Genomic DNA, 25,049 nt, shown 5'->3' with positions numbered 1-25,049 from the left:
ATTGATCTCCATTATAGTGATGAATGGTGCCAATTATAGCTGAACAAACAAAAATCGGGAAAAAATCCCATAATATATAAGGATAAATACACAATTTACACCTTGCATTTTCCCGTCAATACCATATCAGTCATATGTTGTGCATCTACTGGATGACTGAACAAATAGCCTTGCACCATGTCACTGCCCTGTTCAAGCAGAAACTGCAACTGCGCCTTGGTTTCCACCCCTTCCGCAACTACTTCAAGCTTCAAGCTATGCGCCATCTGGATGGTGGCAGTGGTAATTGCCACATCATCGGCATCACGTGGAATATCGCGGATAAAGCTACGATCAATCTTGAGCCGGCTGACTGGAAAACGCTTAAGATACGCCATAGAGGAATAACCCGTACCAAAGTCGTCAATCGCCAGGTGCACACCCATGGATTTTAAATCCGCCAAGCGAGTAATCGTTGTCTCCGCATCTTCCATCAGTACCGTTTCGGTAATTTCCAACTCAAGCAGGCTACTGTCCATGCCAGTTTGCTCAATAATCTTGGTGACTGTATTCACCAGTGACTCCTGACGAAACTGGCGACCGGAAAGGTTGACGCTCATGCGTAGGGTAGCTCCCAGACTCTTCCACTCCATCGCCTGCTTGCAAGCTTCTTCCAGCGCCCATTCGCCAATACGCACAATCAGGCCAGTTTCCTCGGCCACAGGAATAAAGCTGCTCGGATGCAACATGCCTCGCTGAGGATGATGCCAGCGTATCAAAGCCTCTACACCCACAAGTGTTTGATCTGGCAAGCTATACTGCGGTTGATAATAAAGCTCAAATTGCCTCTCCTCCAAAGCAACGCGCATTTCTGTTTCCAGAACCAAGCGCGTTGAACTTTTGTGATGCATTTCTGCCGAGAACATCTGGAAATTATTCTTGCCGCGGCTCTTGGCGTAATACATCGCAGCATCAGCATCGCGTAGCAAATGAGCAGCATCTTCTCCATCATATGGGTAGAGACTGGCGCCAATACTGACACCGATGTAGAAATTCCGGTCGTTCAGTATGATAGGTTGCGCCAATGTACGGATAAACCGGTTGGCAACAGCATCAACATTCTCAACATCTACCGGCTGGTCGAGGATCATGGCAAACTCATCGCCACCCACGCGATAAACCGTGTCTTTACCTCCCGCAGCAGATATCAGGCGCTGGGCTACAAGATGCAAAAGCTTGTCTCCCACATCGTGCCCCAAAGTATCGTTAATCACCTTGAAATCATCCAGGTCGAATACCAGCAAAGCGAGCACTGTATTGCGCTGGCGCGCATTTTCCAGCAGTGAATTAAAACGCCCATTGAAAGCATGCCGATTTGGCAGATCAGTCACCGTGTCATAATTGGCGAGAAAGCCTGCTCGCTCCTCGGCCTTCAACATCGCCCGTTGTAATCGGCTCAGCAGCAATGCGGCAGCGAACAAGGTAACCAACATGACCGTGACAGTCGTGCCGATATACCAAAGTAATTGGCGATACAAGCCTTTCATATTGGATCGCATGTACAGCATCCCCACTTGCATGTCACCATAGATGATGGGTTGCCATATTTCGCTTTTGTGCAAGTCAGTCTGGTGTTGTGCTTGCGTCTTGATCCGCACCTTAGGCGCGTGAGGCAAGCTGCCACGTCTGGCATATTCAGCAAACTGGTTTTTGTGCATGTCATACAAGACAGCGGCATCTATTTCAGGGGCATCCGCCAAACTGGCTAATACCTCATTGGCCTCCACGCGTTCACCGTGCAGCAATGATCGCGCAAGATTACTTGCCATGATGTGCATCTGAACCTGCATGGTATTCGTCATGTTATGACGAAGCGATGCATACTCCATGCTGATCAAGGTCACAGTAGCCACCAACAGGGCAAGGCCAACGGCAATAATGTGCGCCATCCTTAGTCTGGGCGGCACAGAGTGGTGATGTTGAGGAAGCATGAATAACTACGATCGTGAATAGTAAAGCGGGCAGATTGATACTGGATTATCGGGGCGCAACAAGTAACGCCTACATGAAAACAGCATGAAGGAAAGATAGCATCATGATTTCAACACTGAGAATTACACAGCAACAGGAGCCTTGATTGCAGGATGAGACTGGTAATTTTCCAGCGTGAAATCCTCGAAACGGAACCCGAAAATATCCTGCACATCAGGGTTGATTTTCATAGCAGGCAAAGGATAAGGCTCGCGTGACAATTGCTCTTTCACCTGGTCAAGGTGATTAAGATAGATATGCGCATCGCCCAGCGTGTGTACGAAATCACCTAGCTTGAGCCCGCATACTTGCGCCACCATCATGGTGAGCAAGGCATAAGAGGCAATATTGAATGGCACACCAAGGAAGATGTCAGCACTGCGCTGGTAAAGCTGGCATGAAAGCTTGCCATCTACCACGTAGAACTGGAAGAAAGCATGGCAAGGTGGCAGCTTCATCTTGTCGACATCCGCGACATTCCAGGCGGAGACGATCAGGCGACGTGAATCAGGATTACGCTTGATGGCATTGACCACCTCGCTGATCTGGTCAATATGCGTGCCATCAGGCTTGGGCCAATTACGCCATTGATAGCCATAGACGGGGCCAAGATTGCCTTGTTCATCTGCCCACTCATCCCAGATGCTTACGCCATTTTCCTTGAGGTAGGCAATGTTGGTGCTGCCTTGCAAAAACCACAACAACTCATGGATGATGGATTTCAGGTGCACTTTCTTGGTGGTGAGCAGCGGAAAGCCCTCGGCCAAGTCAAAACGCATCTGGTAGCCAAACACTGACAAGGTGCCGGTGCCGGTCCGGTCTTCCTTCTTGTGGCCGTGCTCCAGTACGTGGCGCATCAAGTCGTGATAGACCTTCATGGATTCTCCCTGTCGCTAAATGTGGTCAACAACAAATTGCTTGATGGCGGCGGCATCCGCTTCCATCACTTCAAAGCGCTGAGGCAAAGCCTCTAGGCCTTCCAGGCTTTGCGGGCGCTCTGGTTTCTGGCCAAGCGCTTCGACAATCGCATCCTCGAACTTAGCCGGTAGTGCGGTTTCCAGCACCAACATAGGAATACCTGCTTCGCGATGCTCCAAGGCCACCTTGAGGCCATCTGCCGTATGCGTATCAATCGTCACCTGATAGCGCTCTTGGGTCGCCCGGATAGTCTGCATGCGGTGCGCATGGTTGCTACTGCCTGAGACAAAACCATAATCAGCTGCCTTGGCAAACCAGCCGCCCTCATTGAGGTCGAAGCTGCCGCCTGCATCTACCTTGCTCCATAGCTCGCGCACTTTAGCGGCATCCCGCCCAACTAAGTCGAACACGAAGCGCTCGAAATTAGAGGCCTTGGAAATGTCCATTGAGGGGCTGGAAGTATGGTAGGTATTGGCAGAGCCGCGCGGACGGTAAACACCGGTCTTGAAGAATTCGTCCAGTACGTCGTTCTCATTGGTCGCTACCACCAGTTTGGCGATAGGCAGACCCATCATGCGTGCAATATGTCCAGCACAGACATTGCCGAAATTCCCTGACGGCACGGCAAAGCTGACCTTCTGCGCATTGTCTTTGGTAACAGCAAAATAGCCCTTGAAGTAATACACCACTTGAGCCGCCACACGCGCCCAGTTGATGGAATTCACGGCACCGATCTTGTTCTTGGCCTTGAAGGAATGATCATTCGAAACCGCTTTCACGATGTCCTGGCAGTCGTCAAACACGCCCTTGACAGCGATATTAAAGATATTGTCGTCCTGCAGGCTGAACATCTGTGCCGTCTGGAAACGGCTCATTTTCTGGTGTGGTGAAAGCATAAACACCTTCACGCCCTGCTTGCCACGCATGGCATATTCAGCTGCAGAGCCAGTATCGCCGGAAGTCGCGCCGAGAATATTGGTTGTCTCGCCTTTCTTTGCCAGCACATACTCAAACAGGTTGCCCAGCAGTTGCATCGCCATGTCTTTGAACGCCAGGGTTGGGCCATTGGACAGGGAAAGCAGATAGAGATCCTCTTCCAGCTTGAGTGTAGGCGTAATATCCTCGGCACTTTGGCCTGGACGTGCATATGCATAAACATCGGCACGATAGGTCTTGTCGACAATAGTACGCAGGTCGTCCGCAGGAATATCGTCTACCAGGCGTGAAAGAATGGTAAATGCCAGGTCACGGTAATTCATGCCGCGCATTGCGCTCAGTTCGTCAGCGCTAAACTGCGGGTATTGCTCGGGCAAATACAAGCCGCCATCGGGCGCCAGGCCGCCAAGCAGGATTTCAGAGAAAGACAATGCAGGCGATTGCCCGCGGGTGGAAATGTATTTCATTGCAACTGATGCAGGAGGCACAAGGCCTGCCTGCAACCCTTTTATCAAGTTATCGGCTTAGTTCTTCCATGCGCAAACGCGTAACCTTGCCGGAAATGGCAGGTAGTGCCTCAATTGCGGCGATGGCATCATCCATGTTTTTCTCAACCGTAACATGGGTGAGAATGATGATGTCAGCCTGGTCTTCGCCCTCTTGTGGCTCTTTCTGGATCATGGCATCAATGGAAATCTCGCGGTCACCGAGGATACGGGTCACATCAGCGAGCACGCCGGGCTTATCCACTGCACGCAGGCGCAGGTAATAGGCACTGCTGATCTCGCCAATAGGCAAGATGGGCAAATCTACCAAGCGGTCTGGCTGGAAAGCCAGGTGTGGCACGCGCTGATGCGCATCCACGGTATGCGTACGCGTGACATCGACCAGGTCGGCAACTACCGCACTGGCAGTAGGCTCTGCACCTGCACCTGCACCATAATACAAGGTAGGGCCAACAGCATCGCCCTTGACCAGCACAGCATTCATTGCGCCATTTACATTGGCAATCAAGCGCTTTTCCGGGATCAAGGTTGGGTGCACACGCAACTCCACACCCTTATCGGTACGCTTGGTGATACCAAGCAACTTGACGCGGTAACCCAGCTCTTCAGCGTAGCGGATATCCACGGCATCCAGCTTACTGATGCCCTCGACATAAGCCTTGTCGAATTGCACCGGAATACCAAAGCCAATGGAGGCGAGGATCATGAGTTTGTGCGCAGCATCAATGCCTTCGACATCAAAGGTTGGGTCTGCCTCAGCATAGCCCAGGCGTTGGGCTTCCTTGAGCACATCAGCAAAAGCCAAGCCTTTTTCACGCATTTCCGACAGGATGAAATTGGTCGTGCCATTGATAATGCCAGCAATCCACTCAATGCGATTAGCCGCCAGGCCTTCACGCACAGCCTTGATGATGGGAATACCCCCAGCCACGGCAGCTTCAAAGGCAACAATCACGCCTTTTTTCTGTGCAGCAGCAAAAATTTCGTTGCCATGCAGCGCAATCAAGGCCTTGTTAGCCGTCACTACATGCTTGCCATTCTCAATAGCCTTCAGCACCAGTTCACGCGCCACGGTGTAACCACCGATCAGTTCAACCACAATATCAATCGCAGGATCAGACACGATGGCAAAAGCATCATCGGTGACATCAATTTTTCCACCAGTTACCTGGCGCGCCAGTTCCAGATTACGATCTGCAACACGGGTAATGGCGATTGGGCGTCCAGCACGGCGTGCGATTTCTTCCTGATTACGGGTTAAAACAGTATAGGTACCGCCACCGACAGTACCGATGCCGAGCAGGCCAACATTGATGGGTTTCATTCAGTTTCCAGTTTATTGCTTTTCAATCTTATAGATCAGCCACATCATGCAGTTGCATTGTGTGGCTTTGCTTGTAATTCTTTTGCAGCTTTGCCATCCACCACAGTGAGCGTGCTGTGCTGCTTGCGATAATTCTCCAGGAATCGGGCAATCCGAGTGAAGGCCTCGGTGAGATCATCCACATTCGGCAGGAAAACCACGCGGAAATGGTCAGGTGCATGCCAGTTGAAGCCTGAGCCTTGTACCAGCAAGACTTTTTCTTCCAGCAACAAATCCAGGATGAATTGCTGGTCATCCTCAATTGGGTAGATCTTGGGATCAAGGCGCGGGAACAAGTACAGGCCAGCCTTGGGCTTGACGCAGCTCACCCCGGGAATATCAGTCAACATCTTGTAGGCAAGATCGCGCTGCTTGCACAAGCGCCCTGTCGGTGCCACCAGGTCATTGATGCTCTGGTAACCGCCCAGTGCGGTCTGGATAGCCAATTGCCCAGGCACGTTGGCACAGAGGCGCATCGAGGCCAGCATATTCAGGCCCTCGATGTAATCCTTGGCATGGCGCTTTTCGCCCGAGATCACCAACCAGCCAGCACGATATCCGCAGGTACGGTAATTCTTGGACAAGCCATTAAACGTGACAAACAGCACGTCATCAGCCAGCGATGCCACGGAAGTATGCGTGTTGCCATCAAACAAAACTTTGTCGTAGATTTCATCGGCGAAAATCACCAGGCCGTGATGACGTGCGATCTCGATAATGCCTTCCAGGGTTTCTTTGGGGTACAAGGCGCCGGTCGGGTTGTTCGGGTTGATCAGCACAATACCGCGGGTATTGGCCGTGATCTTGTTTTCGATATCCTTGAGATCAGGCAGCCAGCCAGTCTGCTCATCGCACACATAATGACGCGCTGTACCACCGGCTAAATTCACGGCTGCCGTCCATAATGGATAATCCGGCATCGGCACCAATATCTGGTCGCCATTATTCAGCAAGGCCTGCATGGCCATGACAATGAGTTCGGAAACACCATTACCGATGATGATGTCGTCAATGGTGACACCCTGAATATTCTTTTGCTGGGTGTAGTGCATGATCGCCTTGCGTGCAGCGAACAAGCCCTTGGAGTCGGTATAGCCAGAGGCAGAATCCATATTGCGGATTACGTCCTGCAGGATTTCCTCTGGTGCAGCAAAACCGAAAGGCGCAGGGTTACCGATATTAAGCTTGATAATGCGGTGACCATCCTCCTCCATTGCACGCGCTCGATCCAGCACCGGGCCACGGATGTCGTAGCACACGTTATTGAGCTTGCTGGACTTGGAGATTTCTTGCATGGTAACCCGTAGATGTCGGTTGGGGAAAATGTGCTATCTTACATTGAGTTGGCATGCAATTGAAGCGCCACTCCTCAAAAGACTCCATTGATTATTCGATATATCCGCTGATGAAATTACACCTGACCCAGGCTGCAGGCAGCCACCTGATTACCGGTTACGGCGATGGCTGGGTGGAAGTCAACCACCACCGCCATGAACATAGCCTGATTGTCTTGCCCGCGCACATCAATCCGGGCTGGGCTGTCGAGAGCTTCGATCATCTGCAAGCTGACCATTTTCAGGAGCTCCTAACGCTAAAGCCGGAGTTAATCCTGCTCGGCACTGGCAACAAGCATCGCTTCCTGCACCCCTCCATCAGCCGCGATTTAATTACAGCGGGCATCAGCGTGGAGTGCATGACTACGGAAGCTGCCTGCCGCACCTACAATATCCTGATGGCAGAAAGTCGCCAGGTGGCAGCCGCCTTGATTGTTTGATAAAACACAGGCACAGCAATACATTTCATCAATCTGATCCTATTAATTAATTAATATCTGAATCTGTTATAGAGCCACCTGCTTCCGCACAATTCTGCATAGCATCATTCAATCAGGAATTGCCATGCAAGCAGAAGCCACCCTCGTCCGCGCCACCCCAGCACGCAAAGTCATTCCTATCGTGCCTTACTCGGTCAAGGGGCGATACCGCAATATCAAGTCCATCATCCTCAATCTCGCTTTTGGCGTGTACTTCCTCCTGCCGTGGTTGCCCTGGCCCAATCAAGTCGGGCAAGCCCTGTTGTTTGATATTGGCAGTGCGCGCTTTTACCTGTTCAACCTAGTGCTTTACCCACAGGATTTGATGGTGCTCGTGGGCATCATGGTTATCGCTGCCAGCTTGCTATTCGTCTCGGCTGCCATGTTCGGGCGGATTTTCTGTGGTTTTTTCTGTTTCCAGACCTTATGGACGGATGCTTTCCGCTTCATCGAAAAATGGATACAAGGAGAAGCACAAGCCAGGAAGCGCCTGCAACAAGCCCCATGGAGCATGAAAAAAATTGCCTTGATCGGCAGCACCCATGCCCTTTGGCTGGGGTTGTCATTTGCCACGGCTATCACCTTCACCCTGTATTTTGCCGAGGCAGGAACGCTTTTCAGGCAGTTATTTGCTGGGGAAGCAGCGATTGCAGCCTATGTCACGATTTCCGTCCTCACTGCCACTACCTATGTCGCGGCCGGTTTTGCGCGTGAAGACATCTGCTTTGTGGCCTGCCCTTATGGCAAATTCCAAGGTGTGATGCAGGATCCTTCCACCATCACGGTCATGTATGACCAGGCACGTGGCGAAGGCCAGCAAGGTCGCCAAGCACCCACCGCAAAACTCAAGACGGTCGAAACGCGTCGTGAGCAAGGCTTTGGCGATTGCATAGACTGCAATTATTGCGTGAACGTCTGCCCGACCGGCGTTGACATCCGCAAAGGCTTCCAGATTGGTTGTATATCCTGCGGCTTATGCGTGGATGCCTGCAACAACATCATGGATAGCCTCAAGCTACCACACGGCTTGATCCGCTTTGACCGCGACGAGCACCTCCAGAAACCAGAGGAGCGCCAGCAACGGTGGTCGCACGCAAAACGCGTGGGCTATGCCTCATTGCTGATCGCCAGCATGGCCTTTACTTGGCATGCAATCAGCACACTCAGCCCTTTCACCGCTATCGTGCAGCAACAAAGGCAACCCTTGGTGACTCAGCTTGCAGATGGCAGCTTGCGCAACCGTTATGAATTACGCATCAGCAACAAATCCGCCAGCGCAGAAACCTATGCCATTCAGGTGCATGGCCTACCCGCAGAAAGCTTCAAGGGCAGCCAGGCAATTACCATTCCGGCAGGCAAGTCTTACGCCAGCAACTTCAGCGTATCACTGCCACCCGCCATGGCTGCCAGCACGCCCAGTTTCATTGTGAGCATCACGCCACAAACACAAGCTGATGCTGCTGAGAACCTCATGGCTAATTTCTTTGCAAAATGAGTTCGGCGATTTTTGCCGAGAATGGGCAAAAAAAAGCCCGGCAGGAAGGTACCGGGCAAAAGGACTCAGACATTACTCAGTGGAGATGAGCCAGAATGAGTCGAGGAGATGATGTGTCAGCACATCAATAAAAACACCTTACAAGCTGAAGACATTCATGGCACCGCCACCAGGTGCGGCATTCCAGTCTTTCAGCTCCTTGTAACCACCAGCAGCACCCAAGCCCGCAGTCTCTTCTTCCAGACCCAGGTTCATGGCAACGCCAGCCCAGCCGCCAATGCCAGATAGCACGCCAACATATTGCTTGCCCTTATGCGTATAAGTGATCGCATTGCCGACCACGCCAGAGCCTACTTGCGCCCTCCATAGCTCCTTGCCGGTCTTGGCATCAAGCGCCTTGAACCAGCGATCCAGCGTGCCGTAGAACACAAGATCAGAACCAGTTGCCAACGCGCCACCCCAGGCAGAGAATTTCTCTTTGTTGTACCAGGCTGCCTTGCCCTTGAGGCCATCCCAGGCCATAAAGCCGCCCATCACGCCATCTGGCCCGGCGAACATGGTCAAGGTCGCCCCTACCCACGGCTGGCCTGCAATGTACTTGGATTCGGTAGGCTCATAGGTCATGCACACGTGGTTGAGCGGCACATAGAACATCTTGGTGCGCGGCGAGAATGCAGCAGGTTGCTCGTCCTTCACACCCAATGCAGATGGGCAAATACCCTTGGCGTTGTAGTCCTGGTGCGTGGAGTACTTGGGGTCTTTCTGCGGAATACCGGTCTTGAGGTCAATGGATTTGGCCCAATTGACGAACGGGTGCATTTTCTCGGCCACCAGCAAAGTGCCGTTGGTGCGGTCAAACGTATAGCCAAAGCCATTGCGGTCAAAATGGGTGGCGAGCTTCTTGCCGTTGGCTTCCCAAAGGATGCTTTCGTTCATGCCGTCGTAATCCCACTCGTCATGTGGCGTCATCTGGTAGCCCCAGCGTGCTTCACCTGTATCCACGTCACGCGCAAAAATAGTCATGGACCACTTATTGTCGCCAGGGCGCACGTCTGGATTCCAGGTACCGGGGTTGCCAGTGCCGTAATACATCAGGTTGAGGGAAGGATCATAGGAGTACCAGCCCCAGGTCGGGCCACCGCCATGCTCCCAGCCGTTCTTGACAGCCTGCGGCTTGAGCCAGGTCTTGATGCCCAGGTCTTTTTCCGGAAACTTGAGCTTTTCCTTGGGCAATGCCTTAAAGGAACCACCCTCCTTGTTACCGCCATTCACATCTTCATATAAAGACAAAGCGCTGTAGTGCGGATTGTCCTTGTTGAAATCCTTGCCAATCAAGGCATCGGCATCAGAGCCAGTGCTGTAGGCACGCCATACTAGGCTGCCATCCTTGATGTTGTAGGCAGAGATGTAGCAACGCACACCATATTCACCGCCAGAACAGCCAGTCACCACTTTATCCTTGATCACATGCGGCGCGTTGGTGGTTGAGGCACCGGACTTGGTATCGACGACGGCCACATCCCAAATCTTCTTGCCGGTCTTGGCGTCCAGTGCAACCAGGACGCCATCATTCTGTTGCAGGAAAATCTTGCCATCGCCAAAGCCCAGGCCACGGTTGACGTTGTCGCAGCACAGCAAAGCTTGTACGGATGGGTCCTGCTTGGGGAAGTAAGACCAGAGAATTTTCTGGTTGTTATTCAGGTCAAGCGCATACACATTGTTAGGGAACGCGGTGTGGATATACATCACCCCGTTGATCACCAACGGCGCGCCTTCATGGCCACGGTTTACACCAGTGGCAAACGTCCAGGCGTACTTCAGGTTCTTCACATTGCTCTTGTTGATCTGCGACAGGCCGCTATAGCCGGTATTTGCATAATCCTTGCGTGGATGCGCCCACTGGCCATCGTCCTTCATCAGGTTTTCCAGATCGGTTGCCATTGCCGGGATTGCTGCAAGACCCAGCAAACCGGCGCCAACTGCCATCGCTATCTTTCTAGCCTTCATGCCATTCTCCATAGTCTATCGTTCATCCATTATTTTGTTATGCCGTATACTGACCCGGGAGTTTTTCCCGGCCATTGACTATGGCAAGGCGTGTGCCAACCAGCTGAAAAAAGCAGGAATACTTGGCAAGAACCAGGCTGGACATGGGCTGGAAGGCATCAAGATTTTTCTGCAATCCATCAAAAAACACAGATACCCACATCAGAGTTGTGTCATGAATGAACAGGTGCTACATTGGCTGACACACTAGTTCATATCCATACAATCAGGTACTTAACCCATGCAAAATCCTGCTCATGATTATTCGCAGCTACTCCATGCAAGGAATGAATTCCTTGCCCGCGGGGTCGTGGAAAATGGTGGCGTTTCCGAGGAGATCGAGCGCTCGTGGCGCAGGTGCGTGGAAAATGGCATGGAGGTTGGTGCCCAGGTACGCACGGAAATACTGACCCGTCAGGAATTACTGGTAAAGCAGGAAGCCAACCAGTTATTGCTCTCGCAGGCCAGGCCAGAAATGGAAAGCCTGAACGAGCAGATCAGCCATACGCGTAGCGTGATCGTGCTGACCGATGCACAAGGTTTTATCCTGCATAGCCAAGGCAATAGTGAGTTTCTTGATGATGCCCAGCGCGTGGCCTTGATTCCCGGCTCATCATGGCAAGAGAGCTTGCGTGGCACCAATGCAATTGGCACGGCATTGATAGAACGCGCCGCCATGATGGTGCAAGGTGCAGAGCACTTCCTTGAGCGTAACCAAGTGCTGGCCTGCTCTGCCGTACCTATTCTCAGTGCACGCAACCAGGTCATGGGGACACTGGATGTCTCCACGGACGCCAGCATGTCACAACAACATACCTTGGCCCTGGTACGCATGTCGGCCCAGATGATTGAGAACCGCCTGTTCACGGCCAGCAACGAAGGTGCTTATTCCTTGCACTTTCACGCACGCCCTGAATTCATCGGTACCTTGTGGGAAGGTATCGCGATTTTCGATGAACACCATCGCCTGGTGGCATTAAACCGCAGCGGCCAATTTCAACTCGGCATGGTGCTGGATGACATCGACAATCTCGCCTTTAGCGACTTATTCGCCGCCAGGCCAGAGACTCTCATGCAAGCGCAACAGGCTGCAAAATCATTGATCACGCCGCTCTATACGGCGCATGAAGCCAGGCTTTATGCCCGTGTCGAGATACGCCAGCCTGTGGCGGCGCAGCCCACCGACGTTAACACTATTAGCATCAGTAAGCGTTGCCCTGCCAGCCTCAACATGCTGAATACTGGCGATCCACGCATTGCCCGGGCAATTAGCCAGGTAGAACTGGTCATCAATCAAGATATCCCCATCCTCATTGAAGGCGAAACTGGTGCAGGCAAGGAGTTGTTCGCACGCGCCATCCACGAAGCCAGTGATTGCAGCCAAGGCCCTTGGATAGCCGTCAATTGTGCAGCGCTACCCGAAGGCTTGATCGAATCTGAGCTGTTCGGCTACGAAGAAGGCGCCTTCACCGGCGCTCGCCGCAAGGGCAGCCCCGGCAAGCTGGAACAAGCCGACGGCGGCACGCTGTTCCTAGATGAAATCGGTGACATGCCACTGGCCTTGCAGGCACGCCTATTAAGGGTGCTGCAGGAACGCAGCGTGACTCCTCTGGGCAGCACAAAATCAAAGCCTGTCAACTTTGCCCTGTTGAGCGCCACCAACCAGAAATTGCGGGAAAAAGTTGAGAGCGGTGAATTTCGCCGTGATCTTTACTACCGTCTCAATGGTCTCACGATTACCCTGCCCGCCCTGCGGCAACGCCAGGACTTGCAAGCCTTGGTAGATACTATCCTGCAAACTGAAAACGCCACTGGCAAGGCGATTGATGCAGACGTCATGGAATTATTCAAAGCGCACCCATGGCCTGGCAATATGCGACAACTACATAATGTATTGCGTACCGCCTTGGCACTCTCAGGTAAAGCGCCTATTTCCATGATGCACCTGACACAGGACTTCTTCGACGATATGGAAAATACTGGCGCAGAGGATAACGACTTATCGCTTAACAGCCTGACTGCAGAAGCGATCAAAGCGGCCATGCAGGCTCATCGTGGCAATATTTCGGCGGTAGCCCGCCAGTTGGGTATCAGCCGCAATACGCTGTACCGGCGCATGCATGCAATGAACATGTTGTAGGCAAGCATCAGATCAGCGTGATGGATGCTCCAGCAAAGCCAACTCCGCTTCGCTAAATCCGGCCGCCCGGCGTGCCGGAAAGTTGAATGGACCTCGCAGCTTAGGAGCTTCGTATTGCGTGGTTAACTTGGTGTAAGTGGATATAGGCTCCAAGCCTCGTTGTTCGCACAGCCAGCCATACCAATGATTGCCAATCGCCACATGGCCGATCTCATCGCGCAGCAAAATATCCAGGATGGCCGCTGCCTTGAGGTCGCCCGCCTGTGCCAACTTGGCACGCAACGGTGGTGAAGCATCCAGTCCGCGCGCTTCCAATGTGCGCGGCACCAGTGCCATGCGCGCCAGCACGTCATCACTGGTTTTTGCCACCATTTCCCATAAGCTGTCATGACCCGTGAAATCGCCATACTGGTAGCCCAGGCTTTGCAGGTGCGCTTGCAACATGCTGAAATGCAGTGCTTCCTCCGCGGCGATCTTTAGCCAATCTGCGTAATACTGCTCCGGCATATCGACAAACCGCCAGATGGCATCCAGCGCCAGGTTGATGGCATTAAACTCGATATGCGCCAGCGCGTGAATCAAGGCAGCCCGGCCCTCGGCAGTGCGCATTGAACGCCGCTCTAGCAATAGAGGGGAAACCAGCTCAGGTTTATCTGGACGTCCTGGTATCGCGTCCTTGACCTCAAGGTTGGGCTGGGGATCAATACGCGTGGCACCTGCCTGCCAGGCTTCATATAAACGCTGAACCGCTTGCGCCTTAGTATTGGGGTCGCGCTGGCACAGCATCTGCAGTGCCGCCTGTCGTAATTCCACCCTGGCTTGCTGGGCGCCGCTTGTCATTGCTTGCAAAGTCATGCGCGCATTTTAACTGCGCCACCTACATTCACCAATCTGCGTAGGCATTTACATTTTTTTACAAAATCCTTAATACCTCGCTCAATTTGCAGTAATATGAATATACTCAAAATAAAATCGGGGAGTAAATCATGGGGAATCAACAATTTCCTGGGGTTTATGTCGAGGAAATACCGCGTATGCCTGTCGTCACGCCTGCGGTGACTTGCCTACCTCTATTCATCGGCTATACCGCAAAAGTGACTGACTTGAGCGGGCGTGGCCTCAGCAGCGGTGAGCGCATGCCGATTGCCTCCCTAGCTGAATTTGAACGCTGCTTTGGCCAGGGGCCACGTGAAACTCTACGCCTAATGCTTGATGTGCACGGCCAGATCGTGACCCGTGAAGGCTATAGTCCCTTCTATCTCCATGCCTGCGTACAGCAATACTTTGCCAATGGTGGCGGTCTGTGCGAAATCCTCTCACTTGGCGCTTTTCCAGACGCGCCAGATGAAGCGGCTTTTTCCAGCGCCATTGGGCAACTACCAGTGTCGCCTTCATTCACCATGGTGGCCATGCCTGATGCAGTATCCTTGCCAGCCTTGCCGCAGTTGCAACAGCAACTACTAGCGTATTGCCAACAACAAACCAATTGCCTGGCAATACTGGATATCCCCTATTGCAACCACACCACGCTAACAACAACCGTCGATGATTTCCGCAAGCAGATTGGCGACCGTTACCTGCGTTATGGCGCAGCTTTCCTGCCTTGGCTAGAGGTGATCAATCCCGGCATGCAGAGTATGGCGCACTTGGAAATCAAGTACACGCCTGGCGTTGCCAATGCGTGGAGCCAATATCACAAGGCGACCAAACTACAATCCTCATTGCTGCGCAAACGCTTGCAAGAGTCACCTGGAAATATCCACCGCATGATCCCCCCCTGTGGCACCATCATGGGCCTGTTCCAGGCCAATGCCAGGAACATAGGTATCTGGAAAACACCCACCTCTGCCGAGATCCAGGGTATACGCTCCTTAAGCGTCAGCATTCATGATCAGCAGCAAGAAACTCTGAATGTAGACCCACAAACCGGCAAATCCATCAATGCCATCCGCCGTTTCAGCGGAAGAGGTATAAGACTCTGGGGTGGCCGCACCTTAGCAGGCAACGATAGCGAGTCACGTTATATTACCGCCACACTCACGACCGGCTTCATCAAAGCATCGCTGGAGCAATATTTATCAGCACACCGTTTTGCACCCAACGACACCAATATGTGGGCTGCAATCAGACAAAGCGTTGAAACCTTCCTGCAAACCTTATGGCGTAACGGTGCATTACAGGGTAATAAACCAGAGCAGGCGTTTTTTGTGCGGCTTGGCCTTGACCAAACCATGACAGCTGCCGATGTCGCTGCTGGCCGTATCCTCATTGACGTTGGGTTTGCATTAGCCAGGCCTGCAGAGTTCACCATCCTGAAACTCCAGCACCAGCTTGCCACTGACCAGCCCCTCCCCGTGCAAAGTGCGGATAATGTCGTGTTTCAGGTACGCAAGAAGAAAGTCCGCGCCCAGACAAGCCCCATCAATGTGGCGATCAACCCCATCCTGCCTACAACAGCTAGCAAGCCACGTTCACTGGAATCATCCTAATGTGCGGTCATCCGCAGTTGCAGCTCTTGATTGCAGGCAAGACGTTAACCAACCTTCATGCCTTGTCAATTGAACAGCGGCTCAACACCGTGCCGTTTGCATCCGTGCAATTAGCTTTTAGCGCGCTAGAACAACTCGATGAAGAAGGTGGCACCTTGCTCCCCGGCCAGCCCATAGAAATCAAGGCCGATGAGCACATTGTATTTTCGGGAACCATCACTACTCACAATATCAATCTTTCACTGATAGGATGTATTGTCACCCTGAATTGCCACTGCCTCGTTGGATTAACAACGCTGCCACGTAGCCGCATCTTCCAGGATATGTCTGATCGTGATATTGCGGCGGAGCTACTGCATGGACATGATGTGCAGATGCATTTCACCGGCCCTACGCTCCATCACAAGTGTGTTATCCAACATCAGCTGACCGACTGGGATTTCTTGTTACAACGCTTGCGTGCAATTGGCTTGGTGGCTCGCTGTAGCGGACAAATGCTCGACATCATGGCACCTGCATTAACACCCGATGCTGGGTTTCTGCTGGCACGCCAAGACCTTATCAGCCTGGATCTCATGGTAGATGGTAGTCAACAGGTTGCAGGCCTCCGCCTTTCTGCATGGGATCCTAATAATCAAGCATTAGAAGTTGCAGAAGCTGAAGCCGTTGATTTCCCTGTTAATGAGCGCTTGGTAGCCTCCCGATTGGCAACTGCTCAACCACCAAGCATCTCCACCACACCCGTCGCAGGAGAATACGACTCCCCAGAACTACAGTATCTTGCCAATGCTGAGCTCATGCGATCACGGCTTGCCATGATACAAGGCAGGATCACGGCACTAGGCCTACATCTCGCACAACCCGGTCAAACACTGCTGCTACAAGAATATGGCGACCATGTCTCGGGGCAGTACTACATTAGCGGGGTTAAATTTGAGTTAACGCCAGGCGCGGCTCCGCAAACGCATTTCGACATAGGCCTGCCTGCAGAAGCCAAGCAGCAAGTACCAGCATCTGCCCCCCTGTCACCCAGCTTGTTCATTGGCAAGGTCCTGGATGTGAATCATGACCCAGATGGAGCCTCTAGAATCAAGGTTCATTGTCCCTTGATTGACCCTGCTGGCCATGGCGTCTGGGCAAGACTGGCTACCTTGCAGGCCGGGAATGGCTCAGGCACTACCTTCCGCCCGGCAGAAGGTAGTGAGGTCATACTGGGATTGACCAGCGCCAACCCTCGCGATGTCGTGATTCTTGGCGCTTGCCATAGTAGTGCCATCACAACACCATGGGATGAGGCAACGCTACACGGCTATCGTAGCCCTAATGGATTGACCATATCACTGGATGATGACAAGCAGGAAATCCGCATCAGTACAAATGACGGCACGCTGCTGCATCTGAGCCAAGATGCCAATGCCACATTACAATTGGCAGACCAGTACCAAAACAAGATACAGCTCTCCAAGCATGGCATGCGCCTCGAAAGCTCCAGCATTCATATCAGTACAAACGACTTCACATTAGAGGCCAGGTCAGACATTAATATCAAGGGAAGCAACGTCCGCATGGAAAGCACTGCACAAGGTGAAATTCGCAGTGCAGGCCACCTGACCTTGCGGGGAGCCATCGTCTCAATCAATTAACACGGCAATCCAATCATTGAGTCGAGAACAGGAGCATCTTCATGAAACCAGCCGCACGCGTAGGTGATCTTTTTTTCCTGCCTCCAGCAATGCGCCAGATCAGCGTGGGCATACCCACAGTGCTCATCAATGGCATGCCAGCCGCAGTTATGGGCCTGAGTGGCATCATGCACGGATCGACAACAGTCTACATAGGTGGCATGCGGGCAGCCCGACTGGGAGACACAATGGTGAGCAGCCATATCATGACAGGCGCATCCAATGTGCTCATCGGCGACTAGCCCACATCCTCCTGCAAGAGAATAGCCAGCCTGGCTTGCAACACTAAATTTTCCAGCACCAGCCGGGTAACCGTGGCAGCCATCACAAGTTGGCTATCTTCCGCAGAGTTGCCCGCCTGTATCTGTTGCATCATCTCTGCCACATCCAGGCATGCCAATTGGCGCAAATCATCTTCGTCAAACGGCAAACCGGAAAAATCAATCGGATCTTCCCGCTCCACCTCCAATAACAATTGCATCAAGGCCTGTGCATTCATGTGGTTCAGTATAGAACCAGCTCGGCTTGGCTACCAGCCCTCCTTCAGGCTTGCAGTGTCAGGCCCGACTGTTATCATGAAGACCCCTCCCAAGGAGAATGTCCATGTCGCAACTCGCCACGAACAATATCCTGAATGAACATGAACTAACACAACTGCACGCCTATTGGCGCGCAGCGAACTACCTCTCGGTAGGCCAGATTTACCTTTACGCGAACCCACTGCTCAAGACGCCTCTGTTGCCAGAACACATCAAGCCACGTCTACTTGGTCATTGGGGCACTACACCTGGCCTCAATTTTGTTTATGTCCATGCCAATCGTGTCATTCGTGCACATGACCTCAACATGATTTACATCACAGGCCCAGGCCATGGTGGCCCGGCAGTCGTTGCCAACACCTACCTGGAAGGCAGCTATACCGAGCTTTACCCGGAAATCACCGAGGATGAAGCCGGCATGCTCAAGCTGTTCAAGCAATTCTCCTTCCCGGGCGGCATTCCCAGCCATGCCTCGGCGCAAACACCCGGGTCGATCAACGAGGGTGGCGAGTTAGGCTATTGCCTGCTGCATGCATTCGGCGCGGTATTCGACAACCCAGACCTGATCGCCTGCTGTGTCGTGGGCGATGGCGAAGCTGAAACAGGCCCGCTTGCCACTTCCTGGCACGGCAATAAATTCCTCAACCCCAAGACTGACGGCGTAGTACTGCCTATCCTGCACCTCAATGGCTATAAGATCGCCAATCCCACCATCCTGTCGCGCATTGGCGATGAGGAACTACAGAAACTATTTGAAGGCTACGGCTACAAGCCCTATTTCGTCGAGGGCAGCGACCCGGACTTCATGCACCAGCGCATGGCAAGCGTCATGGACCAGGCCATCGGGGAAATTCAACAGATCAAGCATGAAGCCAGCCTGAAACGCGAAGTCAACCGCCCGCGCTGGCCCATGATCATCCTGCGCTCACCCAAGGGCTGGACCGGGCCTATGGAAGTGGACGGCAAGCCGAATACCGGCACATTCCATGCGCACCAGGTGCCGTTCGGCGAGTTGGACAAGCCCGAGCATATCAAGCTGTTGCAAGACTGGATGCAATCCTACGCACCGCATGAATTATTTGATGCGCAAGGCAGGCTCAAGGCAGAATTGCGTGCGCTCGCGCCCAAGGGCACAAGGCGCATGGGCGCCAACCCGCACGCCAACGGCGGCCTGCTGCTCAAGCCACTGGAACTACCAGATTTCCGCAAGTTCGCCTATGCCGTGACCCAGCCGGGCGAACGCCAGGCCAGCACCACCGGTGAGCTAGGCAAGTACCTGGCCGAGGTATGGCGGCTCAATCAGCACAACTTCCGCGTATTCAGCCCGGATGAAAACAACTCCAACCGCCTGCAGGCATTGTTTGAGGTTACCAAGCGGCAATGGATGGCGGAGCGTCTAGAAGGCGACGAAAACCTCGCGCCGCATGGCGGCGTGATGGAGATACTCTCCGAACATAGCTGCGAAGGCTGGCTGGAAGGCTACCTGCTCACCGGCCGCCATGGCTTCTTCTCCTGCTACGAGGCATTCATCCACATCATCGACTCGATGTTCAACCAGCATGCCAAGTGGCTCAAGGAATGCGGGCACATCCCCTGGCGTAAGCCGATCGCCTCGCTCAACATCCTGCTGAGCTCGCATGTCTGGCGCCAGGACCACAACGGCTTCTCGCACCAGGATCCGGGCTTTATCGACCTTGTTGCCAACAAAAAACCGGACATTATCCGCATTTACTTACCTGCGGATGCCAACACCCTGATCGCGGTTACCGACCATTGCCTGCAAAGCCGCAACCTCATCAACGTCATCGTCGCGGGCAAGCAGCCGCAAGGCCAATGGCTGGACATGCCTGCCGCGATCGAACATGCGCGCCGCGGCGCCAGCATCTGGGATTGGGCAGGCAACTGCGCCGCTGACGAGGAGCCCGACCTGGTGATCGCCAGCGCAGGCGACGTACCTGTGATGGAATCGCTCGCTGCCGTCATGCTGTTGCGCGAGCATGTGCCCGAACTCAAGATACGCTACGTCAACGTGGTCGACCTCATGGCCCTGGTGCCTCACGAAGTGCATCCGCACGGCCTCACCGATGAAGCCTTCGACGAACTGTTCACGCTGGACAGGCCGGTGATCTTCGCCTTCCACGGCTACCCCGGGCTGATCCACCGCCTAGCCTACAAACGCCACAACCATGTCAATTTCCACGTACATGGCTTCCTGGAAGAAGGTACCACCACCACGCCATTCGACATGACGGTACTCAACCGCCTGGATCGCTACAACCTGGTCAAGAACACTTTGCGCTGGCTGCCACATATCGAGAACGCAGCGGTACTGGATGCGCTCATGGATGAGAAGCTCGCGCAGCACAAGCAATACATCTGGCAACACGGTGAAGACATGCCTGAGATCAGGGAGTGGAAATGGCAGCCTGCAGATGCTTGATCTACAGGGCTAGCCAATGAATGAAAACCGGCTAACTAACATCGCACACACACTAAAAAATAAATAATAACCAATATCATTTACTGATAAAATCCGCTGGCCTGGCATCAGGCCAGCTCATTTTTCAGGGAAATGATTCAATGTTTAAACAAGCACTTTTGGTCGGGAGTTGTGCATGTGCACAGCTCGTTATCGGGGTATCAACAGCCGAAGAGGCAACAGGGCAGGATCAACTCCCTGAAATCAGCGTCAAAACCCAGCGCGACGAACAATCCACCACTACCCCGTTCAAGGGATACAAGGCCAGCACAGCGCAAACTGCCACAAAAACCAATGCCAAGCTGATCGAAACCCCGCAATCGATTACTGTGGTTGGTAGCGAACAAATCCGCGACCAAGGTGCACAATCCGTCACAGAAGCCCTGCGCTCGGTTGCAGGTGTCGACGCCGGACAATACGGCCGTCGTGGGCAGGATGACTTTACTATCCGCGGCTTCACCCAAAGCGAATTCGTGCTGCGCGACGGCATGCGTATGTTTCTGGATCAAGCCTGGGGGCAAACCGAAGTGTTTGGCCTAGAACGTGTTGAGGTTTTAAAAGGCCCGGCCTCCGTACTTTACGGACAATCAGCGCCAGGCGGTCTCGTCAACCTTGTCAGCAAACGCCCCACCGACAAACCGATTGCACAGATTGGTGTCGGTTATGGCAATTACCAGCAAAAACAATTAAGCGCCGATTTTTCTGACTCACTCAACGAATCCGGGAGCCTACGCTATCGACTGGTCGCCATCTCTTCCGCCAGTGATGATCAGGTAGATTATGCCGATCGCCAACGTACCTATGTTGCACCTTCCCTGACCTGGGATATCAGCGACAAAACCAGCCTGACCCTGCTGAGTAGTTACCAAAAGAGTCAATATGTTTCCATACGCGGGTTGCCTGCTGCAGGTACTGTCTTGCCCAATGTAAATGGCCGGATATCCTTCAGCAGATATGTAGGCGTACCTGGAATGGACAAGATCATGACCGAACAAACTCTCTTGGGATATGAGCTTACACATGCCTTCAACAACAATACAAAATTCAAGCAAAGTGTACGCTACAACACTTTTAACCTTGACGGCAGCTGGGCAATGGGCACCGGAAATTTCTCCTCTACGCAAACAAACTGGAACCGCCAGAGAGCAATCAGAGAGATTGATGAGCAATCCTTGGCAACTGATAACCAGATTGCCACAGAGTTCCAGACCGCGGCCCTACATCACCAAGTTCTGCTAGGTTTTGATTCATTGCATATCAACAGCAGCAGAGAAAAATTTGGTACCCGTTCATTGACCGCACTAAACCTCTACAACCCTAACAACAGCAATGTCGCTGTTGGCAACTTCACCCCAACCGCATCAGGACATCAAGGTTCGGACGAGCTTTCACAATATGGTTTCTATCTGCAAGACCAAATTAAATTCGGTGATGGTTGGAATGCTGTCCTTGGCTTAAGACGTGACGAAACCAGCCTGTTACAAAAGCGTCCATTGCAAACTACAGCAGCCACTCGCCGCAGCAAGACAGACCCTGGCGCTACTTCCGGCCGTGCCGGCCTGCTTTATGAGTTTTCCAGCGGATTTGCACCCTACATCAGCTATAGCGAATCCTTCATGCCCGAATTAGGTGTTACCGAGGATGGAGCCCAACTGAAGCCGGTGACAGGCAAGCAAAGAGAGGCCGGGATCAAGTACGAGTCTCCCAACCAGCGCTTTGGCGCTAACTTTGCGCTCTACGAAATCAAGATGGAAAATGCCGGCTACAACGACAACAATGGATTCCGGGTACAGGTCGGCGAACAACGTAACCGAGGCTTTGAATTTGACATCACTGGGAAATTGACAGACAAGTTTAATATCGTCGCAACCTATACCTATATTGACGCGGAAATCACCAAAGCAGGACCTCGTTTGGCAGATCAGGCAACCTTGGGCAAGCGCCCCATTTTGATTCCCAAGAATATCGCCAATATCTGGGCAACTTACGACCTCACATCATGGATTCCAGGACTCACTATAGGCGCAGGTGCTCGATACAACGGCGAAAAAGCTGGGGATGCCAATAACACCTATACTGTGCCTGACTATACTGTTTTCGACGCAGCAATCTATTATCACACTGGCCCATGGCGATTGGCCCTGAATGGTCGCAACTTGTCAGACAAGCGATATATCTCAGGCTGCAACGGGAATGCCTGCTATCCCGGCGACCCACGCATGGTCATGTTCACCGCTAATTACAATTTCAAATAACTCCAAAACCCTCAAGCCACCATGCACGTGGCTTGAGGGACGGAACAACAACAATCAAAGCAAGCGCGGCAAGCTCTTTAGCTATCATGAAGAGGAAGATCGCATCGTGATAGTCTCAAGCAAGTCCCTATCGCTCGACAAAGTATTGATAACGATGTCTTCACAAAATTCCACCAGGTAATTGGCCTCATCAAAGCTTTTATCCATTAGTGCCTTGGTCATTTCCCTGGCTTTGTTCAATAAGCCATCCCATTCGTACTCAACATCTAATCCGGACTGGCGCTCCAGTAACTGCAAATGAGGCTCCAAGCACGGAAAACCTCGCAAAATCATTTGATAATGCAGGCAAAACTCGCAAGAACGCTTTGCCTGTAATAAATGTGGCTGCTGTATCAATTGAATGCATGGAGAAACACGTAGCATCAACTCTGGCTTATTGCGCATCGCCTGACGCTCATCCATGGCCCCTGCGAGAAAAGCCTCTTCGTGAATTTTTCTTAAGGCCTTGCGGCATGCCAGGTCTTTATTAAGCAAGGCTATTTGGTGTTCGTCGCATAAATCTGCCATCTGCACCAAGTGAAGGTTGATCTGGCGCTCGAAATCTTGTCGTTGCCTAAAAATTTCATCCTTTAACGCCTCAATTTGCCTCAAGGTTTTGACATACTTATGCACTAGCATGCATAACCGCCATTCTCACTGCCACGTTGAGCCTTGTGCCAATACATATCCTTCTCCCCTGCCTTGCTCAGCGGTACACCATCTCTTTATTTTTCATTTTTAATCAAGCACATCAAATAAATTTGTCTATTTGCAAACCACTAGAACCAAGCGATATAAACGAGCTAAATATCATTAAATTATTATTTAATATCATCAAGTTAAAATAATCCCTGCATATAAAATAGATATTTAATGTCCATTTGTTAATAGACATATTAGTTCCTTATAAACAACGAGGTCAATAGCGATCCTATATGTCTATTATCAAATAGACATATAGGATCAAGTCCATGAAGGATGCACTACGAAAGAAATTGGGCCTATCCATTGCAGCACGCAGGAAAAACCTAGGCCTGACACAAGAGTTTGTCGCTCAGCGACTAGGTGTGGAAATCGAAACAGTATCGAGAATCGAACGTGGAGTGACAGCACCTTCACTCAAGACGCTCAACAAGATTGCCTATGAGTTATCCAGCCCGATCGAGGCTTTTTTTGGGCCATCCAACCCAACATCGCTTGACCCTGAGATAGAAGGGTTAATTGCGATGTTGCAGAACCTGGAAGAAAAAGACAGGAAGTATGTGATTGAAGCAACCAAATCATTAAGCAAGCACCTGCTGAAAAAATCCAGCTAATACAGTAAATCTGCCGTTTTATCCGCGGCAGATTTACAACTTATCAGTCAGCTTGGCTTAACAGAAAGCTATTCATGCAATTCCAGCCAGGTGACAGTGCCTGCTTTCATGTCCGGGATCAGTAATACCTTGCCATCCGCAGTCACGCCAATATCAGCCGCACTTTGAAAACCCTGCTTTTCAAGCTTGACCTCATCATCAATGCTAAGGCTGAACACTTTGCCATTGATGTAATCGCTGATGTAAAGCTTCTTGTCCGCCCCTAGCGCTAAGCCATCGCCACCGCCGAAGCCTTTGGCTAGCTCGATCAAGTGCCGATTGAGTAGATCAAGTTTGTACAGCACGCCACTGGCAAAATCAACGTAGATCAGCACCTCGCCCGTATCATCCATCCACAAGCCATTAGGCGCCTTGATACGTGCATCCTGTTGATGGTTAATGATGGTTTCCACCTTGACTGTGGATAGGATAACGCGGTATATCGCGCCACTGGTTCCGCCTTGGTTGGCGATGTCGCCACTGTCACTCACATAGAGATATTTTCCATCAAAATCCGGCTCTAGGTCGTTGAGGAAGGCTGGAGGAACGGGAAAAGCAGATTGATCAACCAAGACTGTCCATTGACCATCAACGCCTACCCTGAGAATACGGTTCTTGTCGGTAACATAAAGATCCTGCCCTACAAACGCCAAGCCTTTAGGATCATTCATCCCCTTGGCAAATACGCGACGCTTGCCATCCGGCTCGATCACGGTAATCTGGCCGTCACCATCTTTCTCGAACTCGCCGATCTCGGAAACATAGACCCTACCGGCTTTGTCTGCCACGACCGATTCCGGGTTCTTGAACCCCTGAAGTACTTTCAGTTCATGCCCTGAGGCAACTCCAGATAACATCAAGCTGCCACCAAACAAGGCGGCTATTACCGTTTTCACCATACACTCCTCCACATCCATCACATGATTATCTTGGCATGTGAGAGCACGCCATGTCATGGATTATGCGGTTGAATGCGAGCGAACT

Annotated in this window: 19 protein-coding genes; 9 read left to right on the top strand and 10 right to left on the bottom strand. The window is 52.1% G+C overall.

What is annotated here, in order from left to right:
* Nucleotides 1–95: 95 nt before the first annotated feature.
* The 5 genes from ACIKP9_RS01165 to ACIKP9_RS01145 form a co-directional block, all read right to left on the bottom strand.
* Nucleotides 96–1,970, bottom strand: coding sequence for a putative bifunctional diguanylate cyclase/phosphodiesterase (locus tag ACIKP9_RS01165; protein WP_400878189.1), 1,875 nt, complete (start codon nt 1,968–1,970; stop codon nt 96–98).
* 123 nt (nt 1,971–2,093) lie between these two features.
* Nucleotides 2,094–2,888: a thymidylate synthase gene (locus ACIKP9_RS01160; RefSeq protein WP_400878187.1), complete on the bottom strand. Its 795-nt coding sequence runs from the start codon at nt 2,886–2,888 to the stop codon at nt 2,094–2,096.
* Between the two features lie 15 nt (nt 2,889–2,903).
* The gene (thrC, locus tag ACIKP9_RS01155) at nt 2,904–4,331 is read right to left on the bottom strand and encodes a threonine synthase (RefSeq protein WP_400878184.1); all 1,428 of its coding nucleotides are present in this window, start codon (nt 4,329–4,331) and stop codon (nt 2,904–2,906) included.
* A 49-nt stretch (nt 4,332–4,380) separates the two neighbouring features.
* Nucleotides 4,381–5,694, bottom strand: a complete 1,314-nt coding sequence (locus tag ACIKP9_RS01150) for a homoserine dehydrogenase (protein ID WP_400878181.1) — start codon at nt 5,692–5,694, stop codon at nt 4,381–4,383.
* Between the two features lie 44 nt (nt 5,695–5,738).
* Nucleotides 5,739–7,028: a pyridoxal phosphate-dependent aminotransferase gene (locus ACIKP9_RS01145; RefSeq protein WP_400878178.1), complete on the bottom strand. Its 1,290-nt coding sequence runs from the start codon at nt 7,026–7,028 to the stop codon at nt 5,739–5,741.
* A gap of 53 nt (nt 7,029–7,081) precedes the next feature.
* On the opposite strand from ACIKP9_RS01145, the gene ACIKP9_RS01140 reads away from it, so the two are divergent.
* Together ACIKP9_RS01140 and ccoG are read left to right on the top strand one after the other, a co-directional pair.
* On the top strand, nt 7,082–7,507 hold the full coding sequence (locus tag ACIKP9_RS01140) for an Mth938-like domain-containing protein (RefSeq protein WP_400878176.1): 426 nt from the start codon (nt 7,082–7,084) through the stop codon (nt 7,505–7,507).
* A gap of 124 nt (nt 7,508–7,631) precedes the next feature.
* Nucleotides 7,632–9,041, top strand: a complete 1,410-nt coding sequence (ccoG, locus tag ACIKP9_RS01135) for a cytochrome c oxidase accessory protein CcoG (protein ID WP_400878174.1) — start codon at nt 7,632–7,634, stop codon at nt 9,039–9,041.
* Between the two features lie 138 nt (nt 9,042–9,179).
* Here the strand turns inward: ccoG and ACIKP9_RS01130 are convergent, their stop codons facing one another.
* The gene (locus tag ACIKP9_RS01130) at nt 9,180–11,048 is read right to left on the bottom strand and encodes a methanol/ethanol family PQQ-dependent dehydrogenase (RefSeq protein ID WP_400878171.1); all 1,869 of its coding nucleotides are present in this window, start codon (nt 11,046–11,048) and stop codon (nt 9,180–9,182) included.
* Between the two features lie 280 nt (nt 11,049–11,328).
* On the opposite strand from ACIKP9_RS01130, the gene ACIKP9_RS01125 reads away from it, so the two are divergent.
* The gene (locus ACIKP9_RS01125; protein ID WP_400878169.1) at nt 11,329–13,227 is read left to right on the top strand and encodes a sigma-54-dependent Fis family transcriptional regulator; all 1,899 of its coding nucleotides are present in this window, start codon (nt 11,329–11,331) and stop codon (nt 13,225–13,227) included.
* 12 nt (nt 13,228–13,239) lie between these two features.
* Here the strand turns inward: ACIKP9_RS01125 and ACIKP9_RS01120 are convergent, their stop codons facing one another.
* Nucleotides 13,240–14,082 carry a ferritin-like domain-containing protein gene (locus ACIKP9_RS01120; RefSeq protein ID WP_400878166.1) on the bottom strand — a complete coding sequence of 281 codons (843 nt, stop codon included), beginning with the start codon at nt 14,080–14,082 and terminating at the stop codon, nt 13,240–13,242.
* A 131-nt stretch (nt 14,083–14,213) separates the two neighbouring features.
* Between ACIKP9_RS01120 and ACIKP9_RS01115 the strand changes: the two genes are divergently transcribed.
* From ACIKP9_RS01115 to ACIKP9_RS01105, 3 genes are read left to right on the top strand one after another with little or no spacing between them, the layout of a single operon-like run.
* A complete protein-coding gene (locus tag ACIKP9_RS01115) occupies nt 14,214–15,716 on the top strand; it encodes a phage tail sheath family protein (protein ID WP_400878164.1) in 1,503 nt (500 codons plus the stop codon).
* Entirely contained in the window at nt 15,716–17,359 is a 1,644-nt protein-coding gene (locus ACIKP9_RS01110; protein ID WP_400878161.1) for a phage baseplate assembly protein V, read from the top strand. The genes ACIKP9_RS01115 and ACIKP9_RS01110 overlap by 1 nt, the downstream gene beginning before the upstream one ends.
* Nucleotides 17,360–17,394: 35 nt before the next feature.
* Nucleotides 17,395–17,640: a PAAR domain-containing protein gene (locus tag ACIKP9_RS01105; RefSeq protein WP_400881822.1), complete on the top strand. Its 246-nt coding sequence runs from the start codon at nt 17,395–17,397 to the stop codon at nt 17,638–17,640.
* Here the strand turns inward: ACIKP9_RS01105 and ACIKP9_RS01100 are convergent.
* Nucleotides 17,637–17,897 (bottom strand): hypothetical protein, encoded by a 261-nt coding sequence (locus tag ACIKP9_RS01100; RefSeq protein WP_400878159.1) that lies wholly within the window; start codon nt 17,895–17,897, stop codon nt 17,637–17,639. The two genes, ACIKP9_RS01105 and ACIKP9_RS01100, sit on opposite strands and share 4 nt — an antisense overlap.
* 104 nt (nt 17,898–18,001) lie before the next feature.
* Between ACIKP9_RS01100 and ACIKP9_RS01095 the strand changes: the two genes are divergently transcribed.
* Complete coding sequence (locus ACIKP9_RS01095) at nt 18,002–20,377, top strand: phosphoketolase family protein (RefSeq protein ID WP_400878157.1); 2,376 nt, start codon at nt 18,002–18,004, stop codon at nt 20,375–20,377.
* Between the two features lie 140 nt (nt 20,378–20,517).
* On the top strand, nt 20,518–22,671 hold the full coding sequence (locus ACIKP9_RS01090; protein WP_400878154.1) for a TonB-dependent siderophore receptor: 2,154 nt from the start codon (nt 20,518–20,520) through the stop codon (nt 22,669–22,671).
* Between the two features lie 84 nt (nt 22,672–22,755).
* Here ACIKP9_RS01090 and ACIKP9_RS01085 read toward each other — a convergent pair whose 3' ends face one another.
* Nucleotides 22,756–23,349: a hypothetical protein gene (locus tag ACIKP9_RS01085; protein WP_400878152.1), complete on the bottom strand. Its 594-nt coding sequence runs from the start codon at nt 23,347–23,349 to the stop codon at nt 22,756–22,758.
* A gap of 332 nt (nt 23,350–23,681) precedes the next feature.
* Here ACIKP9_RS01085 and ACIKP9_RS01080 point away from each other — a divergent pair, with 332 nt between their 5' ends.
* On the top strand, nt 23,682–24,026 hold the full coding sequence (locus ACIKP9_RS01080; RefSeq protein WP_400878150.1) for a helix-turn-helix domain-containing protein: 345 nt from the start codon (nt 23,682–23,684) through the stop codon (nt 24,024–24,026).
* 68 nt (nt 24,027–24,094) lie between these two features.
* On the opposite strand, the gene ACIKP9_RS01075 is transcribed toward ACIKP9_RS01080, so the two are convergent.
* Complete coding sequence (locus ACIKP9_RS01075) at nt 24,095–24,964, bottom strand: SMP-30/gluconolactonase/LRE family protein (protein WP_400878147.1); 870 nt, start codon at nt 24,962–24,964, stop codon at nt 24,095–24,097.
* Nucleotides 24,965–25,049: the final 85 nt, after the last annotated feature.

Origin of the sequence: Methylobacillus methanolivorans, from assembly GCF_044751345.1 — a bacterium.
GTDB lineage: Bacteria > Pseudomonadota > Gammaproteobacteria > Burkholderiales > Methylophilaceae > Methylobacillus > Methylobacillus methanolivorans.
The sequence above is the reverse complement of the archived record's forward strand: the minus strand, read 5'-3'. Positions and strand labels throughout refer to the sequence as shown.